The 17634-nt window shown below is 54.8% G+C and carries 18 protein-coding genes and 1 pseudogene; 5 read left to right on the top strand and 14 right to left on the bottom strand.

Going from position 1 to position 17634, the window contains the following annotated elements:
• Positions 1-152: 152 nt before the first annotated feature.
• Positions 153-944 carry an SDR family oxidoreductase UcpA gene (gene ucpA, locus ACJHX4_RS17985; RefSeq protein WP_000517443.1) on the bottom strand — a complete coding sequence of 264 codons (792 nt, stop codon included), beginning with the start codon at positions 942-944 and terminating at the stop codon, positions 153-155.
• Positions 945-1223: 279 nt separating this feature from the next.
• Here ucpA and murQ point away from each other — a divergent pair, with 279 nt between their 5' ends.
• From murQ to ACJHX4_RS17970, 3 genes and pseudogenes are all read left to right on the top strand, one after another.
• Complete coding sequence (gene murQ / locus ACJHX4_RS17980) at positions 1224-2120, top strand: N-acetylmuramic acid 6-phosphate etherase (RefSeq protein ID WP_001175628.1); 897 nt, start codon at positions 1224-1226, stop codon at positions 2118-2120.
• Between the two features lie 3 nt (positions 2121-2123).
• Positions 2124-3548: a PTS N-acetylmuramic acid transporter subunit IIBC gene (murP, locus tag ACJHX4_RS17975; protein ID WP_001040496.1), complete on the top strand. Its 1425-nt coding sequence runs from the start codon at positions 2124-2126 to the stop codon at positions 3546-3548.
• Between the two features lie 2 nt (positions 3549-3550).
• Positions 3551-3637, top strand: a pseudogene (locus ACJHX4_RS17970) (hypothetical protein); the annotation flags it as partial.
• A gap of 88 nt (positions 3638-3725) precedes the next feature.
• Here the strand turns inward: ACJHX4_RS17970 and yfeX are convergent.
• From yfeX to ACJHX4_RS17950, 4 genes are all read right to left on the bottom strand, one after another.
• On the bottom strand, positions 3726-4625 hold the full coding sequence (gene yfeX / locus ACJHX4_RS17965) for a porphyrinogen peroxidase (protein ID WP_000084590.1): 900 nt from the start codon (positions 4623-4625) through the stop codon (positions 3726-3728).
• A gap of 95 nt (positions 4626-4720) precedes the next feature.
• Positions 4721-5296, bottom strand: coding sequence for an RpoE-regulated lipoprotein (locus tag ACJHX4_RS17960; RefSeq protein ID WP_000838953.1), 576 nt, complete (start codon positions 5294-5296; stop codon positions 4721-4723).
• A 60-nt stretch (positions 5297-5356) separates the two neighbouring features.
• Positions 5357-5806: a DUF2919 domain-containing protein gene (locus ACJHX4_RS17955; RefSeq protein WP_001296281.1), complete on the bottom strand. Its 450-nt coding sequence runs from the start codon at positions 5804-5806 to the stop codon at positions 5357-5359.
• On the bottom strand, positions 5793-6218 hold the full coding sequence (locus ACJHX4_RS17950) for a GNAT family acetyltransferase (RefSeq protein ID WP_000406012.1): 426 nt from the start codon (positions 6216-6218) through the stop codon (positions 5793-5795). The genes ACJHX4_RS17955 and ACJHX4_RS17950 overlap by 14 nt, the downstream gene beginning before the upstream one ends.
• Positions 6219-6431: 213 nt before the next feature.
• Between ACJHX4_RS17950 and amiA the strand changes: the two genes are divergently transcribed.
• Both amiA and hemF read left to right on the top strand, forming a co-directional pair.
• The gene (amiA, locus tag ACJHX4_RS17945; protein ID WP_000102910.1) at positions 6432-7301 is read left to right on the top strand and encodes an N-acetylmuramoyl-L-alanine amidase AmiA; all 870 of its coding nucleotides are present in this window, start codon (positions 6432-6434) and stop codon (positions 7299-7301) included.
• A gap of 3 nt (positions 7302-7304) precedes the next feature.
• The gene (hemF, locus tag ACJHX4_RS17940) at positions 7305-8204 is read left to right on the top strand and encodes an oxygen-dependent coproporphyrinogen oxidase (protein ID WP_001296282.1); all 900 of its coding nucleotides are present in this window, start codon (positions 7305-7307) and stop codon (positions 8202-8204) included.
• Between the two features lie 5 nt (positions 8205-8209).
• On the opposite strand, the gene eutR is transcribed toward hemF, so the two are convergent.
• From eutR to eutJ, 9 genes are all read right to left on the bottom strand, one after another.
• The gene (eutR, locus tag ACJHX4_RS17935) at positions 8210-9262 is read right to left on the bottom strand and encodes an HTH-type transcriptional regulator EutR (protein ID WP_000753680.1); all 1053 of its coding nucleotides are present in this window, start codon (positions 9260-9262) and stop codon (positions 8210-8212) included.
• Positions 9263-9307: 45 nt separating this feature from the next.
• On the bottom strand, positions 9308-9808 hold the full coding sequence (gene eutK / locus ACJHX4_RS17930) for an ethanolamine utilization microcompartment protein EutK (RefSeq protein ID WP_001295463.1): 501 nt from the start codon (positions 9806-9808) through the stop codon (positions 9308-9310).
• A 12-nt stretch (positions 9809-9820) separates the two neighbouring features.
• Positions 9821-10480, bottom strand: a complete 660-nt coding sequence (gene eutL, locus ACJHX4_RS17925; protein ID WP_001111047.1) for an ethanolamine utilization microcompartment protein EutL — start codon at positions 10478-10480, stop codon at positions 9821-9823.
• Between the two features lie 9 nt (positions 10481-10489).
• Complete coding sequence (eutC, locus tag ACJHX4_RS17920) at positions 10490-11377, bottom strand: ethanolamine ammonia-lyase subunit beta (RefSeq protein WP_000372320.1); 888 nt, start codon at positions 11375-11377, stop codon at positions 10490-10492.
• A 20-nt stretch (positions 11378-11397) separates the two neighbouring features.
• A complete protein-coding gene (gene eutB, locus ACJHX4_RS17915; RefSeq protein WP_000769961.1) occupies positions 11398-12759 on the bottom strand; it encodes an ethanolamine ammonia-lyase subunit alpha in 1362 nt (453 codons plus the stop codon).
• Positions 12760-12770: 11 nt separating this feature from the next.
• Positions 12771-14174 carry an ethanolamine ammonia-lyase reactivating factor EutA gene (gene eutA, locus ACJHX4_RS17910; RefSeq protein WP_001097492.1) on the bottom strand — a complete coding sequence of 468 codons (1404 nt, stop codon included), beginning with the start codon at positions 14172-14174 and terminating at the stop codon, positions 12771-12773.
• Entirely contained in the window at positions 14171-15397 is a 1227-nt protein-coding gene (gene eutH, locus ACJHX4_RS17905; RefSeq protein WP_000512385.1) for an ethanolamine utilization protein EutH, read from the bottom strand. The genes eutA and eutH overlap by 4 nt, the downstream gene beginning before the upstream one ends.
• A gap of 216 nt (positions 15398-15613) precedes the next feature.
• Positions 15614-16801 (bottom strand): ethanolamine utilization ethanol dehydrogenase EutG, encoded by a 1188-nt coding sequence (gene eutG / locus ACJHX4_RS17900; protein ID WP_001296283.1) that lies wholly within the window; start codon positions 16799-16801, stop codon positions 15614-15616.
• Complete coding sequence (gene eutJ, locus ACJHX4_RS17895) at positions 16791-17627, bottom strand: ethanolamine utilization protein EutJ (protein ID WP_000929721.1); 837 nt, start codon at positions 17625-17627, stop codon at positions 16791-16793. Before eutJ ends, eutG begins: the two co-directional genes overlap by 11 nt.
• Positions 17628-17634 lie beyond the last annotated feature (7 nt).

Below are 17634 nucleotides of genomic sequence, written 5' to 3'. Positions count from 1 at the left end.
ACCCTTATAAATTTAATGACTTTCTAATAGCCATCATATTTATAACGGACGTGAAAGGAGTAACGGTTTTATATACCGTTTGGTGATTTGGAAGTTGAAAAGGGAATAAGACGAAATCCTCCCCACAAATGCAGGGAGGAAACAGAGGTGAATCAGATGCCGACGCTAACCGTCTCCGGCAGTGTGCTGCCGCCATCAATCACATTCTGTGTACCTGTTAAATAGCTGGATTCATCCGATGCGAGGAAGGCCGCCAGTTCGCCGACTTCCAGCGGATCGGCGAGGCGACGCATCGGGATTGCTTTCGCCATTTCAGTCAGCACCGATTCTGGATCTTCCGGGTTCGACTGGCGGGCAATGCTTTCCGCCATTGGCGTGCGAACGTATCCAGGGCAGATGGCGTTAACGCGAATACCAGACTGCGCGTACTCCACCGCCAGCGATTTAGTCAGGCCAACAATCGCCGCTTTCGTTAAGGCGTACGCCGTTTCGCCCGGGTCTGCCACCATATCGCCAGTGACTGAAGACATCATCACAATGCGGCCATCTTTGCGGGCAATCATCTCCGGCAGCACCGCCTTCGTGACGTTCCATACGCCTTTTATATTGATATCAATATGGAAATCGCGATCTTCATCGCTCATATCGAGGAAGCTGCCCAGACGACAAACGCCTGCGTTATTCACCAGAATATCAATGCGTCCTTCTTTTTCCTTAGCGCGCTTAATAGCTGCGGCTACCGACGCCGGGTCACGCACATCGGCGACAACCGCCGTACAGCGATGACCACGACCACACAGTTCGTCCGCCAGCTTTTCGATCTCAGGGGAGATATCCAGCAAGATTAGGTTTGCGCCATGACGTGCAAAAGTTCTGGCAATTCCTTCGCCAATTCCCTGCAATGCGCCCGTAATCAGTGCTGTCTTGCCCGTGAGTTTACCCATTTTAATGCTCTCCTTGTTAATACAGAGCGTTACACTCCATTCCCTCTGAAAATACAGGATAAACAAAATATTGCTGCGGATCAGCTCACTAATTCAGGAAAATCTCAATTTAGTCGCTGCTTTATGCAGCACCTCAAGCGTTACGTCAGCGCGCAATCATTTTCAGTGACATCACATGAGTAATATTCGGACTTAATGATTCCTTTGTGTCTATCAAATCGGGATATATGATCCCATTTATCTGCAATTATTTGATCGCAAATATTAAGGTCACCACCGATGCAACTTGAAAAGATGATTACCGAAGGCTCGAACGCCGCCTCGGCTGAAATTGACCGCGTATCAACGCTGGAAATGTGCCGGATTATCAACGATGAAGATAAAACCGTACCACTCGCCGTTGAGCGCGTACTGCCGGATATCGCCGCGGCGATCGATGTTATCCACACCCAGGTAAGCGGCGGCGGCCGTCTGATTTATCTCGGTGCGGGAACATCCGGTCGTCTGGGGATTCTGGATGCCAGCGAATGTCCGCCGACCTACGGCGTGAAACCGGGCCTGGTAGTTGGTTTGATTGCTGGCGGCGAATATGCCATTCAGCACGCGGTGGAAGGCGCAGAAGATAGCCGGGAAGGTGGTGTTAATGATCTGAAAAATATCGGCTTAACCGCGCAGGATGTGGTGGTTGGTATTGCGGCCAGCGGACGCACGCCGTATGTGATTGCCGGGCTGGAATACGCGCGCCAACTCGGCTGCCGTACAGTGGGCATTTCCTGTAATCCGGGGAGTGCCGTTTCATCCACCGCAGAGTTTGCTATTACGCCGGTAGTTGGTGCCGAAGTTGTTACCGGTTCTTCGCGAATGAAAGCAGGCACGGCGCAGAAACTGGTGCTCAACATGCTCTCTACCGGGCTGATGATTAAATCCGGCAAAGTGTTCGGCAACCTGATGGTCGATGTGGTCGCCACCAACGAAAAACTGCATGTGCGCCAGGTCAATATCGTCAAAAACGCTACCGGATGTAATGCCGAACAAGCGGAAGCGGCGTTAATTGCTTGCGAGCGCAACTGTAAAACGGCCATAGTGATGGTACTGAAAAATCTCGATGCCGCTGAAGCTAAAAAATGCCTGGATCAACACGGCGGTTTTATTCGCAAGGCTCTGGAAAAGGAATAACCCATGGCTAAAGAGATCAGCAGTGAACTTCTAAACACCATTCTTACCCGGGTCGGCGGACCGGGAAATATCGCCAGTTGTGGTAACTGTATGACGCGCCTGCGTCTGGGTGTACATGACAGTTCACTGGTTGATCCCAATATCAAAACGCTGGAAGGCGTGAAGGGGGTCATTTTGACCAGCGATCAGGTGCAGGTGGTTTTTGGGCCAGGCAAAGCGCATCGTGCCGCAAAAGCCATGAGCGAGCTGCTGGGCGAGGCACCGGTACAGGATGCCGCAGAAATCGCCGCCCAGAATAAACGCCAGTTAAAAGCCAGACAAACTTCCGGCGTGCAACAATTTCTCGCCAAATTCGCCACCATCTTCACGCCGCTGATCCCCGGTTTTATTGCCGCCGGTCTGCTGCTGGGGATAGCGACGTTAATTGCCACGGTGATGCACGTTCCGGCAGATGCTCAGGGCACGCTACCCGATGCGCTGAATTTTATGAAGGTGTTCAGCAAAGGCCTGTTCACCTTCCTGGTAATTCTGGTGGGCTATAACGCGGCCCAGGCATTTGGTGGCACGGGCGTAAATGGCGCAATTATCGCTGCGCTCTTTTTGCTCGGTTATAACCCCGCTGCAACCACGGGTTACTACGCCGGATTTCACGATTTCTTTGGTCTGCCTATCGATCCGCGCGGCAATATTATCGGCGTGTTGATTGCCGCATGGGCCTGCGCCCGCATCGAATGCATGGTGCGCCGCTTTATGCCGGACGACCTCGACATGCTGTTGACCTCATTAATCACCCTGCTGATCACCGCTACGCTTGCGTACCTGATCATTATGCCGCTGGGCGGCTGGCTGTTTGAAGGTATGTCATGGCTGTTTATGCACCTGAACAGTAATCCGCTCGGTTGTGCGGTTTTAGCCGGGCTGTTCCTGATCGCCGTGGTATTTGGCGTGCATCAGGGCTTTATTCCTGTTTATCTGGCGTTAATGGACAGCCAGGGATTCAACAGCTTATTTCCCATCCTTTCAATGGCAGGCGCAGGCCAGGTGGGCGCGGCGCTGGCGCTCTACTGGCGGGCGCAACCGCACAGTGCATTACGCAGTCAGGTCCGCGGGGCGATTATTCCCGGTCTGCTTGGCGTTGGCGAACCGCTGATTTACGGTGTCACCCTGCCCCGCATGAAACCGTTTGTTACCGCCTGTTTAGGCGGCGCGGCGGGCGGTTTGTTTATCGGCCTGATAGCCTGGTGGGGTCTGCCGATGGGCTTAAACAGCGCCTTCGGGCCGTCTGGTCTGGTGGCGCTGCCGCTGATGACTTCCGCACAAGGCATCCTTCCGGCAATGGCGGTTTACGCTGGCGGTATTCTGGTGGCATGGGTTAGTGGGTTTATTTTCACCACACTCTTTGGCTGCCGTAACGTCAATCTGGACTGATTATGAAACGGACAATGCTCTATCTTTCTCTGCTGGCTATTAGCTGTAGCGTCAGCGCCGCAAAATACCCTGTTTTGGCAGAAAGTAGTTGATCAAGTGTATGCGGCGTCAAAGCAGTAATAAAAAGGCCAGTCAGTTGTGTTACTGGCTGGCCTTTAATCAATGAATCAGAAACGCTTACAGCGCCATCAGCTTGTCCAGCGACGGTGCGAAGTAATAGCCGCCAGTGACCGGTTTGGTGAAACGCAACATCGCATCACGCTTACCATCGGTATCGCCAAACATGCTCAGCAGTTGCTGCTCAATGTTATGCAGACGCGCGCAGTAGGCGCAGAAGTACAGACCGTGAGTGCCACTGGCGGTGCCGTACGGCAGGCTCTGACGAACAATCTTCAGCCCTTTGCCATCTTCTTTCAGATCAACGCGGGTCAGGTGAGAGGTTTCCGGACGTTCGTCGCCGTCAATCTCTTCGTTGGCCTCTTTGGTGCGCCCAATCATCATCTCTTGATCGTGAACGCTCATCCGATTGAGCTGCTTCAGGTTGTGCTCCCAACGCTGCACAAACACATAGCTGCCGCCCGCATCCACGCCGTCTTTGATAACAGCCACTTCGCGGCGCGTCTCTTCACCCGCCGGGTTTTCTGTACCGTCAACAAAGCCGCTCAGGTCACGCTCTTCAACCCAACGGAAGCCATGGATCTCTTCTTTCACTTCAATGCAGTCACCAAAGGCTTCCATCGCCGCCTGAGCGACAGAGAAGTTCACGTCGTGACGCAGAGAAAGAATGTGGATCAACACATCGAACTGGGTCGTCGGTGCAAGACCTTTACCGTAGCCCGGAAAATCTTTCAGCTCTTCGGCCCCAACGCCGCCGCTCAGAGCGCGCCAGGTATTGTTACCAAAGGCAACCACCGCACCAAGATGCGCGTCCGGGAATTTCGCTTCAAAAGTTGCCAGTTTGTCGGCAAATGTTTTACTGGCCGCACGCAGGGCGTCAACTTCCCCTTTCACGTTGGCTTCGATCCAAATCGCCGCGCGGCAATGTTCTGGCAAAATGCCACTCTGAACCTGAGACATTGTTCCTCCTGAAAATAATAATGCCACGCAATCCGTGGCATTGTTGGGCGCTATTTTACGTGTTTTTTCGCGGCGGCGGTTTGTTCAGACGCAAATTAACGCCGCCAGATAATTTTACTGACTTTCCAGTTTTTCAGGGTATCGTCCGAAGGCATTAACCCTTCAGGACCACTCCATTCCCCGCTGAACTGGTAGCTAATATGTTGACTGCCTTCGGCTTTACATTCGACGGCACGATTATCATCACTGTCGGCCTTTTGGCAATTGCCAAATGCTTTGCTGTAAAGGTCACTAAACGGTGTACCGATTTTAACACCGGTGTCAGCAGGAATATCGCTATCCAGCACATCAATGCGGCTGATCGTGCCTTGATCGCCGTTAATCACCATCGCCACGTTGTTGCCTTTCATCACTTCAAAAAAGCGCACCACGTTGCCGTTCGCGGTTTTCATTCCGCTGCGCAGGCGATAATCGCCATCAAGCGCATCAGCAATGGCTTGTTCTTGCAGTGGTGTGGACGCCGTTAATTCACCCACGCCCTGCTCGCTCACTTTGGTGGATGATCCAAACCAGTTCCACGGGTTAGCGGCCGACCAGTTAACTGACGACATCGTGGAACAGCCGGTCAGCATCAACGGCATAGCGCATAACATTAAACGCAGCGATTTCATGTCACTTCCTTTGGTTATTCAATAACGTTGCTTGGAGTGCAAATTCACCAAAAAGTGCCGTTATTCTTTTTCTTCATTAAAACAAGCGCGTAAACGTCGATTGGTCAGCAGCCAGATTAACGCCACGATATCCGCCACTACCAGCGCCAGACCGATACCGCTAACGGATTCACCGTTCAGCCACAGCCACGGTTGCCAACAAAGTAAAACCACTTGCGCCAACAGCAACAGAAAATAGAGCACATGCCAGATACGGGGAAATGAAGCCCGCCGACCACTCAGCAAAAATGCCAGCACCGCCGGAATACCGGGAATCAACCCCAGCCAGAAATTATCGTGATCGGGATAAAACAGATTTAGCAGCGCAGTACCCTGCTCGCGCGACGCTCCGGCAATGACAAACAGCACCCAGGTTCGCGCCTGAAGCAATAGCACAAGCCAGAAGAGCAAGGGTAAACGCAGGCGACCGTGCGCATCATAATGGACAGGATGAAACTCAGTACTCTTCATCTTCAATCAAACGCTTACCCAGACTCAGCACGTCGGCGTGTTCATATCCCAGGCGTTCATACATTCCGAGCACCATGTCGTTATCTTCCGGCACGTTGATCTGAATTTTCGGACAGCCGCGAGCAATCAGCTTTTTCTCCAGCCGATTAAGCAACGCATTAGCAATCCCACGCCCACGAAACTCGGGATGCACGCCAAGATAATAAGCAGACCCGCGATGCCCGTCATAACCGCCCATCACCGTTCCGACCACTTCACCGTTCACCTCAGCGACCAGAAACAAACTGACGTCATGGTTCATCTTACGCTCGATGTCCATTTCCGGATCGTTCCACGGACTCAGCAAGTCGCAACGCTCCCAAAGGGTGATGACCTCTTCGAAATCTTCCTGGCGAAATACGCGTATCTCCATGGTATTCGTTACCTTTTTGCGGGTTAAAAGGCTGATTATGGCGTGAACGGTCGAATTAGCCAATATCTGACGAAAATCGGTTGAAAAAGTGGCATAATGGGGAGTTGTCAACTATTGAAATGAAAAGTAAAACAATTCTCAACAGCAAACCGTCGTAACGGATTACGCGATACGATATAACATCTGGAACTTTATTATTACAACTCAGGCCGTATGAGCACTTTTAAACCACTAAAAACACTCACTTCGCGCCGCCAGGTGCTGAAAGCCGGTTTGGCTGCCCTGACGTTGTCAGGAATGTCGCAAGCCATCGCCAAAGAAGAACCGTTAAAAACCAGTAACGGACACAGCAAGCCGAAAGCAAAAAAAAGCGGCGGCAGACGTGTCGTTGTTCTCGATCCAGGCCACGGCGGGATTGATACCGGAGCGATCGGACGCAACGGTTCGAAAGAAAAACATGTGGTGCTGGCAATTGCCAAGAATGTCCGTTCCATATTGCGTAATCATGGCATTGATGCGCGTTTAACGCGTTCTGGCGATACGTTTATCCCACTGTACGATCGCGTTGAAATCGCCCATAAACATGGCGCAGATCTGTTTATGTCAATTCATGCCGACGGCTTTACCAACCCGAAAGCTGCCGGTGCTTCGGTATTTGCCCTCTCTAACCGCGGGGCAAGTAGCGCAATGGCAAAATACCTGTCTGAACGCGAAAACCGCGCCGATGAAGTTGCCGGTAAAAAAGCGACTGACAAGGATCACCTATTGCAGCAAGTGCTGTTTGATCTGGTGCAAACCGATACTATTAAAAACAGCCTGACGCTCGGCTCGCATATTCTGAAAAAGATTAAGCCGGTGCATAAACTGCACAGCCGCAACACCGAACAAGCCGCGTTTGTGGTGTTGAAATCGCCGTCGGTTCCGTCGGTGCTGGTGGAAACCTCGTTTATCACCAACCCGGAAGAAGAGCGGCTGTTAGGCACGGCGGCGTTTCGCCAGAAAATCGCCACAGCGATTGCCGAAGGCGTGATCAGTTATTTCCACTGGTTTGACAACCAGAAAGCACACTCGAGAAAGCGGTAAGTGATGAAACCCGACGCACACCTGGTTAAACAGTTCTTGCTCAACCTTCAGGATACAATTTGTCAACAACTGACCGCCGTCGATGGCGCAGAGTTTGTCGAAGATAGCTGGCAACGTGAAGCTGGCGGCGGTGGGCGTAGTCGGGTGTTGCGTAATGGTGGTGTTTTCGAACAAGCGGGCGTCAACTTTTCACATGTTCACGGTGAGGCGATGCCTGCTTCCGCCACCGCTCATCGTCCGGAACTTGCCGGGCGCAGTTTCGAGGCGATGGGCGTTTCACTGGTAGTGCATCCGCATAATCCGTATGTTCCCACCAGCCACGCGAATGTGCGCTTTTTTATTGCCGAAAAACCGGGTGCAGAGCCCGTCTGGTGGTTTGGCGGCGGCTTCGATTTAACCCCTTTCTATGGTTTTGAAGAAGACGCCATTCACTGGCACCGCACCGCCCGTGACCTGTGCCTGCCATTTGGCGAAGACGTTTATCCGCGTTACAAAAAATGGTGCGACGAATACTTCTACCTCAAACATCGCAACGAACAGCGCGGCATTGGCGGGCTGTTCTTTGATGATCTGAACACGCCAGATTTCGACCACTGTTTTGCCTTTATGCAGGCGGTAGGCAAAGGCTACACCGACGCTTATTTACCAATTGTAGAGCGACGGAAAGCGATGGCCTACGGCGAGCGCGAGCGCAATTTTCAGCTCTACCGTCGCGGTCGTTATGTCGAGTTCAATCTGGTCTGGGATCGCGGCACGCTGTTTGGCCTGCAAACTGGCGGGCGCACCGAGTCGATCCTGATGTCAATGCCGCCACTGGTACGCTGGGAGTATGATTATCAGCCAAAAGACGGCAGCCCGGAAGCGGCTTTAAGTGAGTTTATTAAGGTCAGAGATTGGGTGTAACTCCCTCACCCCCACTCTCGCATCCGCTGATGCAGCGTCAGTGACGGCTTCTCGGCAAACAGTTGCTGATAATCCGTGGCAAATTGCCCAAGATGCCAGAATCCCCACTGCATGGCGGCGTCTTTTACCGTTGTGCTTTGTGACCACGGACTTATGAGTTCGCGGCGCACGGCGTTCAGGCGAATACGTTTCAGCCACGCGTTCGGACCAATGCCCAAAATGGCGTGAAATGCGTTTTGTAGCGTGCGGCGGCTGACATGCAGTTGATTACACAAGTCCAGCACCGTCACCGGTTCGGACATGTTTTCCAGCACATATTCACGGGCGCGGGAAAGCAATCGGCGGTAACTCTGATGGCTGATGCTTTCCGCCGTCATCATCGGCTGCGCTTCTTCCAGCATCGCCCCCATCGCCATGAGCAAATTATCCCCCAGCACTTTTCGCACTGCAGGCTGATGGAGATTTTCCGGGTTCTCGCAAAACGTCGCCAGCGCCTGTTGGACAAAGCCCCACAGAGCGGCTTTATGCTGCTCTTTCACTTCCAGCGCCGACTGGCTACGCAGCATATGTAATACCCGATCCGGATTATGCAAAAAGTTAGCCTGACGAGTGATGACATCTTCAGAAAGCACTACGCCAAGGATCGTGTAATCGTCCGGCGTACTTAATTCAAACTCGGTTCCACCCGGGCGCGTCGCAATTTCTGCGCTTCCCAGACATTGCGAACCGATAAATCCCAGCTCACCGCGCGTCGCCGGAATGCCAAACCAGAACGAGTTCGGCCAGACCAGGCACGACTGACGCAGCGCCAGACCAGTGTATTCACGAAAAACCTGAATATCATCGAGTAGAATTTCCGTAAATTCACCATGAAACTTGCCCGGATGCAGCTGATCGTAAATCTGCTGCCAGGCGGTAATTGTCAAAGCATGTTCATAGACGTCCGTTGTCTGTCGTTGATGAACATTATCCACTTCGACCTTCGGCGTGAGCTTCAGGTTTTCGGGTAAGGGTTCATGATAAAGATGGTGCAAATTGGCTGTACGGGTCTTTTTCATGATGTTAATGCCGGGTGTTGTAGGACACCCGGCACCTCCGACAGGTTAATGGGGCTTGAGACGGTAACGACTACTGCGTTTACGTAACGTCCCGGCAGAAAAGAGCTGTTCGAGCGCATTTCTGGCTTTTTCCAGCGGCCAGCCAAAGTGGGCAGCCACTTCTCCTGCCGTCATTCCCTGACGTACTGATGTTAACAGCGCCAACAACTCGTCAGCAGATTCCGCGACGATAACTGGCGCGTCGGGTTCCTTTACGGGTTGCTTAGGCTGGCGGTTAAAGCCAGTAACCAGCCACTGGGTGTCATCGTCTGGCCGACCGATCTCCTTGCGGCTGATGACACGCCCGGTACGCATCGCGGCAGCACAACCTGCGTCCAGCGCCGCACGACACGCCGCCAGATCGCCTTCCACCACCAGCGTTAGGCGACCAGGGTCAAGCACTTCGTGACTGAGCAGACGAACGTTAGCTGCTTTGAGCATGGCATCAGCTGCATCTATCGCGGCGACCATGCCGTCCACTTCCAGCAATCCCAGTGCATTGATCATCGGCAACCTCCGTTACGCACGCTGGATTGGATTACGCGCGATTTCCAGCACTGCATCGGTAAAGGCGTTACAGGCTGCTTTACACGCGGCCTGGCTACCGGTTAAAAATGCTGCCGAGTAGTTGGTTTCAGACGGTGGCGGGACATAGGTCACCAGCTGCACGTCGGCAGATTTCAACGCTGCATCAATGCCGTAGGTCGCTTCCAGCGGCGGTGCCACCAGATACGCCATCGGATCGCCAAGCGTGATCCCGGCGGTTGATGAGAGATAAGAACCGGTACGCGAAACTACATGTGCCAGGAAGGCTGTGTTTTCTGCGTCATTAGCCCACTGGAAAGCAGCGCCATTTTCAATATTCGCAACCATCGCATCCAGACCAGCACGCACTTCCGCCGGGTTTGGTCCACCAAGCATAATCAGCACCTCACCGGCAGTCGGTGACGGGCCGTGTGCAGCGCCCGCATACAGCGAGCGACCATATACCACTTCGACCATCGCCTGCTTGGTCGCTTCGTCAGCCGCAATGTAGGTGACGTCATCTGAATCAGCAGAAATCAGCCCGAGGCTACGAATATGCGGCGGCAATTTCAGTTCACGTGCAAATTCGGCGTTAACGGAGGCAATCACCCGCATGGCGGTTACCGACGGTCGAATCAAATCTAAAGCTGGCATGATGCCTCCTTATCGGGTCATGTTGATGCCGGATGCTTTCTGCTCCAGCATACGTTTCGCCAAATCCACAATGACGGCTGCGGCTTCAACCGGCGGCGTGCCGCCCTGGTGAATGTTAGAGATACAAGTGCGGTCAGCCTCAACGGTGGTCGCCATACGCGGCGAGTAAACGGCGTAGCAGGAGAGGCTTTCTGACTGCCCCAACCCCGGACGTTCGCCCACCAGCAGGATCACTACTTTCGCGCCGAGGATCTCACCGATCTGATCTTCAATCTTCACGCGACCATAACGTACAAAGAATGGCGTACCGACTTTCAGCCCGGCTTGCTTCAGGCCCGCCATCAGCGGCGGCAGGATCTCTTCGTAGTTCACGGTGATCGCATCAGTTGACAGGCCATCAGAAATAACGACCTGCACGTCCGGATTAGCAACACACTGTGCTTTCAGCGCTTCAACAGCTTCTGCACACAGGCGGCGGCCCATATCCGGGCGAGTCAGGTAGAGATTTTTGTCGCTGATTTCGGAGCGGACTTCCAGCAAGCCCTGCGCTTTCACCCACTCTTCCGGTACTTCTTTCAGAACGGTATCTTTCGAACGAGAGTGATCGGCCAGGAAACGCAGCAACGCCTGGGTGCGCGGACGCGGACCGGCACGACCGGTACAAACGCGGGCCACGGTGCTGCGACGCAGTTCTGTTAATACGTCTGCGTGATGCGGGTTTTCAACACCAATCCACGCTTTTGCTTCCGCAGAACCTAAATCCAGCGCGCAGCTTTCCGAGGTCACCGGTGCCGCACAGGTGGTGGTGGCGCACTTTGCTTCTGACGGCGCGGGGGCCGCTTGTCCCATTGACGCCATCACGCTGCGTACAATTTCTTCAATCTGTTTTTGATCCATGATGTGTTATCTCCGCGTCATCAGAAGAACAGTGACGGATCGCCCGCCCGTTTGGTCAGGCGACCGTTTGCCATAATGCCCATGCTTTCCAGCCAGCGTTCAAACTCCGGTGACGGGCGCAGATTCAGTAACTGACGCACAGTGGCAGTGTCGTGGAATGCGGTGGTCTGATAGTTGAGCATGATGTCATCGCCCAGCGGCATCCCCATGATGTAGTTGCAGCCTGCGGTGGCGAGCAGGATCATCAGGTTTTCGTTGAGGTTCTGGTCAGCGTCAGCGTGGTTGGTGTAGCAGCAGTCACAGCCCATAGAGATGCCGCTCAGTTTGCCCATAAAGTGATCTTCTAAGCCTGCGCGGATAATCTGGCGGTCGTTGTAGAGATACTCCGGCCCAATAAAGCCGACCACAGTGTTGACGATAAACGGATCGTAATGACGCGCCAGCCCATAGTTACGCGCTTCCATCGTCACCTGGTCTGCGCCGAAGTTCGCGCCAGCAGACAGCGCCGAACCTTGTCCGGTTTCGAAGTAGAGGCAGTTTTCCCCGGCGATACGGTTGAACTCCGCGCCCACTGCGCGTGCTTCATCGAGCATCGCCAGCTCTACGCCAAACTCTTTCAGCCCTTTTTCGCTGCCGCAGATACTCTGGAAAATCAGCCCGCCTGGTGCGCCGCGACGAATCGCTTCGATTTGGGTAGTGACGTGCGCCAGTACGCAGCCCTGAGTTGGGATGTTGAATTTGTCGATCACGCCATAGATGGTATCCAACACGCGGCTTAAGTTTTCCACGTCGTCAGTCACCGGGTTAACGCCGATCACCGCATCGCCCACCCCGAAGGAAAGCCCTTCGTAGATTTGCGCGGCGATACTTTGCACGTCGTCACGGGTATCGTTCGGCTGCAAGCGGGCGCTGAAGGTGCCCGGAATACCGATGGTGGTATTGGCCTTTTTGATCACCGGCATTTTCTTCGCGCCGTAGATCAGGTCCGCGTTGGAGCAAATCTTCGCTACCGCCGCCACCACTTCCGAGGTCAGCCCTTTGCGGGTAAAGGCAATGTCATCCACGCTGGTTTCATCGCTCAGCACATACTCACGCAGTTCGCTGATGCTCCAGTTTTTAATCTGGTTGTAGGCCGTTTCGTTAACGTCGTCCTGAATCAGCCGCGTCACGCAGTCATCTTCATAGGCAATCACCGGATTATTGCGGATGTCCGCTACAGTCATTTCCGACAACACCTGCTTTGCCGCCACGCGCTCCTGTGAGCTTGCCGCAGCAACGCCCGCCAGCACATCCCCCGAACGCAGTTCGTTGGCTTTAGCCAGCACCTCTTTTACATCCTTAAACTGATATACATTGCCGAACAATGTGGTCTTTAGTTTCATAAGTCGTTCCCTCAGGAAGGAAATGCGAGTGATTTCACCGTCACCGGCACAACCGATCCGCCAAAAAGAGGCGTACCAATGTCGATATAGTCCCCCGCGCGGACAATCACTTCGTCAATGACTGCCAACGGGAGTTGTTGTAGCTGTGGGCGCAACAACATGCCCAGAGCTTTACCAAAGTCCTGCCCGGCCACCACCAGCAGGGGATGCGGATTCGGAAAACGCGCGACGAAATCGACCAGCGCGTTGATGACCGTCAGTACCGCGGCGTAACGCACAGGCAGCGAGGCGGGAAGCGCCAGCACGTACGCGTCAGTTTTGGGGCAAAGATCCAGTTGAATCAGCGCCTGTTGCCAGGCACTGACCAGATCCGTTTCATCAATCGGGATCGCCACCGGCAAATTGCGCAGCGGCAGTTGTACGCCCTCCAGCCATATTGTGCTGCCAGAGAGCGAAAGGGTATGTGCACCCGCGCCAATCACCGTGGCGCGCACGGTTTGCGCCGGAAACTGCACGTTCATCTCACGCAGACGCGGATGGTCATGCAGCGCCGTTGCCAGAAGCGGGCCGATATCGGCAAAACAGAACGGGTCGGCGGGCTGGTGGCGATAACATTCGCCTACCCCGCCAGAAAGCGTAATGATTTCGGGCGTAACACCTGCGGGCAGCAAACCGGTTTGCATCAATGCCTGCGCGAGCGGCGAGAGCGTTCCGTCAATCACTTCGACAATCAGTTCCGCCATCCGGCGGGTAACCTGCGCCAATTGCGCGCCGGTCAGCGAACGGGCGTCAGTGCCTGGGCCGAAGCACTCATCCACAATCATCTGCCCCGGTTTATGAGCGTAAACCACGCGCCCCTGGCTGTCGGTTTCCAGCAGGCGACCGCCGACGTTGAGGCAGGCAGTGCCGCTGATTTTTCCGGCATCGAACAGGGCGTAGTTCGCGGTGCCACCGCCGATGTCGATATTCAGTACCCGACACAGCCGTTGTTCAGAAAGGGTTTGCGCCCCGGCACCGTGACCGGCGATCACGGATTCGAGATGCGGCCCGGCGCTGGCGACGACAAAATCGCCCAGCGACCGAGAGAGCGCCATCACCGCCGGGCGAGCGTTGCGGGTTTTCGCGCTTTCACCGGTGATGATGATGGCACCAGAATCAACGCTTTCCGGCGCAATGCCCGCAGCCTGATATTGCTCGAGGATTAAGGTTTTCAGTTCCGCTTCTTTTAAACCACCCTGTTTATCGACAGGGGTAAAGAACACCGGGCTTTGCCAGCTAATTTCGCGTTTGATGAATTCGTAGCGCGGCACCTGCGACACCGCCGCACGGTTAACCAGCTCCAGGTGGGAGAAGATCACCTGGGTGGTGGTGGTGCCGATATCGATACCGACGCTCAGTAGCTGGCGAGTGTTCACGATTGCGCCTCCGCTTCGGTTTTAGCCGCGCTCGCGTCTTCTTTTGGCACCAGCATCATCGCCACGCCAATTGCCGTTACGCCGCCGATCAATTTGCCGACAATCATCGGGAAGATCATGGCGTTCATGTTGGCAGCGGCGAAGCCTAAATGGTCGCCCAGCGCGAAAGCAGCGGAAACGGCGAAGGCACAGTTGATGACTTTGCCGCGGGTATCCATCTGCTTCATCATGCCAAACATCGGAATGTTGTTGGCAAGCGTTGCCACCATGCCGGCTGCCGCGATATTGTTCATATTCAGCACCTTACCGACGCTCATCAGCGGTTTTTCAAACCAGCGAGTCAGCAGCAGTACCATTGGATACGCCCCTAACAGAACGCAGGAGATCGAGCCGATAACTTCAATGGCGCGCATCACTTCACCGGGTTTATCGCCAGGGGCCATAAAGATAGGATCAAGGCCCGGGATCAGTTCCCAGCCAAGGAGGAATTTCACTACCGCAGCGGCAAGACCGAGGGTGATCAATGCAACGAGGAATTTGGCGAAGATCTGGAAGCCGTTGATCATTTTTTCCGGGATGAATTTCAGCCCCAGCGCCACCAGCACCGCAACGATAAGTACCGGGATCATGTTCATCAGGATCAGCGCAAAGGTGAATTCAACAGGCTGGCCGTTGATCTGCACACCGGAGTACATCGCTACCAGACCACCAGCGATACAGCCAATCGGAATGGTCACTATGCCCGCCAGCACGCCGAGCGCCAGATAACGACGGTCAGAAGGTTCGATAATGCCGAGCGCCACCGGAATGGAAAACACAATCGTTGGCCCCATCATCGACCCGAGAATTAACCCAGAGTATAGCCACGCTGCTACGTCACCGCCCGCCAGCTCTTTGGCGAGGAAGAAGCCGCCCATATCGCACGCCAGCAGTGTTCCGGCGAACATTGACGGGTTTGCGCCGAGCATTTCGTAAACCGGGATAATCACCGGTCCGAGAACGTGGGCCAGTACCGGTGCCAGTGCGGTCATACCGACCATAGCCAGGCCCAGAGCGCCCATTGCCATAAAGCCTTCTTCGAACTGACCGCCGGATCCTTCGATACTTTTACCGAACTTACCGAGGAAACGAGCAGAACCGCCGAACTGCGACAGGATCCTGTCTACGGCAGCTATCAGCATAAAGAACATCATGATGTACATGATGATTTCGTTAATTCCCATCGCCTTTACTCCCTGTTAGTTGTTATTTATTGGCGGATGCGGCGTGAACGCCTTATCCGCCCTACATGTGCAATCCCGAAGGCCAGATAAGACGCGGCAAGCGTCGCATCCGGCAATTGCACCGCGCCACTGGCGGATGCGGCGTGAACGCCTTATCCGCCCTACATGTGCAATCCCGTAGGCCGGATAAGACGCGGCAAGCGTCGCATCCGGCATTTATTGCGCCGCTGCGTACAGGCCGACAATCTGCTCGAGGCTGGCGGTACGCGGGTTACTGCGCAGACAAATATCTTCCTGCGCGGCCTGCGCCCATGCACCGTAATGCCCGGTTGTTGCACCCACATCAGCCAGCCGCTTGTTGATCCCAACTTCCGCTATCAGCTCACTTACCGCATTAATAGCGTCACGATCGTCGGATTTTTTAGTTCGCAGCGCCCGACCAATCTGACTAAACCGATCACGACAAACCATCCGGTTAAATTCCATCACCGTTGGCAGCAACATGGCGTTCGCCAGACCGTGCGGAATATGCAGCGCCGCCCCTGGCTGATGCGCCATCGCGTGGCATAACCCAAGCCCGGCGCTGGAAAACGCCATTCCCGCCATACATGAAGCCAGCAACATGCTCTCGCGGGCGACAAGGTCGTGACCGTAGCCCACCGCTTTCGGCAGCGATTGACCAATCATCGCAATGGCGCCAATCGCCAGGCTGTCGGTAAACGGTGTAGCGTTCAGCGCGCTGTACGCTTCAATGGCATGGGTTAACGCATCAATGCCAGTCATCGCCGTGACATGCGACGGCACGCCTTCGGTTAGCACAGCGTCGAGAATCGCGACATCCGGCATCAGCGAGGCATGGGCTAACACCTGTTTGCGCCCGCTTACCGCATCGATAATCACCGTCACGTTGGTGGTTTCAGAGCCGGTTCCGGCGGTCGTTGGAATGGCAATCAACGGCAGGCGCGGTTGCAGAACGCTGGTTTCTGACATTTCTGCCAGCGTGCTATCCGGGTTCGTCACCAGCAACGCCACGGCTTTCGCCGCATCCAGCACCGAGCCGCCGCCAAACGCGATCACCCCGTCACAACCTGATTCACGCAACTGCGCCACGGCTGCACACACGTCGGTGATGCACGGTTCGCCCACCGGACATGGCCAGAGCGTCATGGCGATACCTTTAACGGCCAGGCTACGCGTCAGCCCAGCGGTCATCCCTGCCTGATGCAAAAAGCTGTCTGCCATCACGAACAGATGTTTCAACCCACGCGTTTGCGCTTGCTGCCCACAACTGCTCACCGCGCCCGGACCGCAAAGCGTCACCGGTGGAACGCTAAATGTTTTTACCCGTTGCAGATTCAGGGTATCGAACGCCTGAAAGAGCGCGGTCTGCAATTCATTTTGCATATAGCCCCTCCGCTTTCTCTCGCCCACTACTGGCGATTGCCAGCGGGGTCATAAACAAACTGTGCTGCGGTAAATGCACCTGTAACGCCGGAAATTGTTTGCAAAACAGCGCCGCTACGCCCGGTTGCATACAGGAACCGCCCGCCAGCCATAAATCCGTAATGCCCTGCCCTTCAATATGACGGGCCACAATGTCCGCCATTTTTTCGTACACCGGTTTCACCGCGGGCCAAATCTCGTCACCGTGACCGCGTTTGTACTGCTCTGCCTCTTCCAGCGAAATACGGCGATTTCCGGCGAGAGTCAGAGAGATGTGATGTCCGCCGGTGGCTTCATCCGCCGAGTACGTCACTTTGCCCTTTTTCACGATGGCAATGCCGGTAGTGCCGCCGCCGATATCCACTACACCGGCGTTGTCCAGTTGCAGCAGATCCGCAACTGCGGTTGGCTCATCCAGCACATGGCTCACTTCCAGTCCGGCAGACTCCAGCACGTTGATGGAAATACGCGGGTCCGTACCAGGAGGAAATGAGGTCGCCGCATGGCTAAAACGGCGACCGAATTGCTGCTCAAGGGTGTCGAGATGGCGACGAACAATGGTGACCGCACCGAAGAAATCCCAGACGATGCCGTCGCGGACCACATCGGCCCAGTCGAGGCATACCGCCACCGGCTGACCGTCGCGGTCGACAACCATCGACACCACATCGCAGGTGCCCAGATCCACCCCCAGCCACAGCGGAGATTCCGTCGCGGCGGGCGTCTGGTTACACAGCGTTGCCGCCGTTTGCAGACGTGGGGTGAGCCATTGTTCATCGTGCGCCATCGGTTAC

The organism is Escherichia sp. WS2035, from assembly GCF_046487065.1.
Lineage (GTDB): Bacteria > Pseudomonadota > Gammaproteobacteria > Enterobacterales > Enterobacteriaceae > Escherichia > Escherichia coli.
This window is presented reverse-complemented; position numbering and strand designations above follow the sequence as displayed.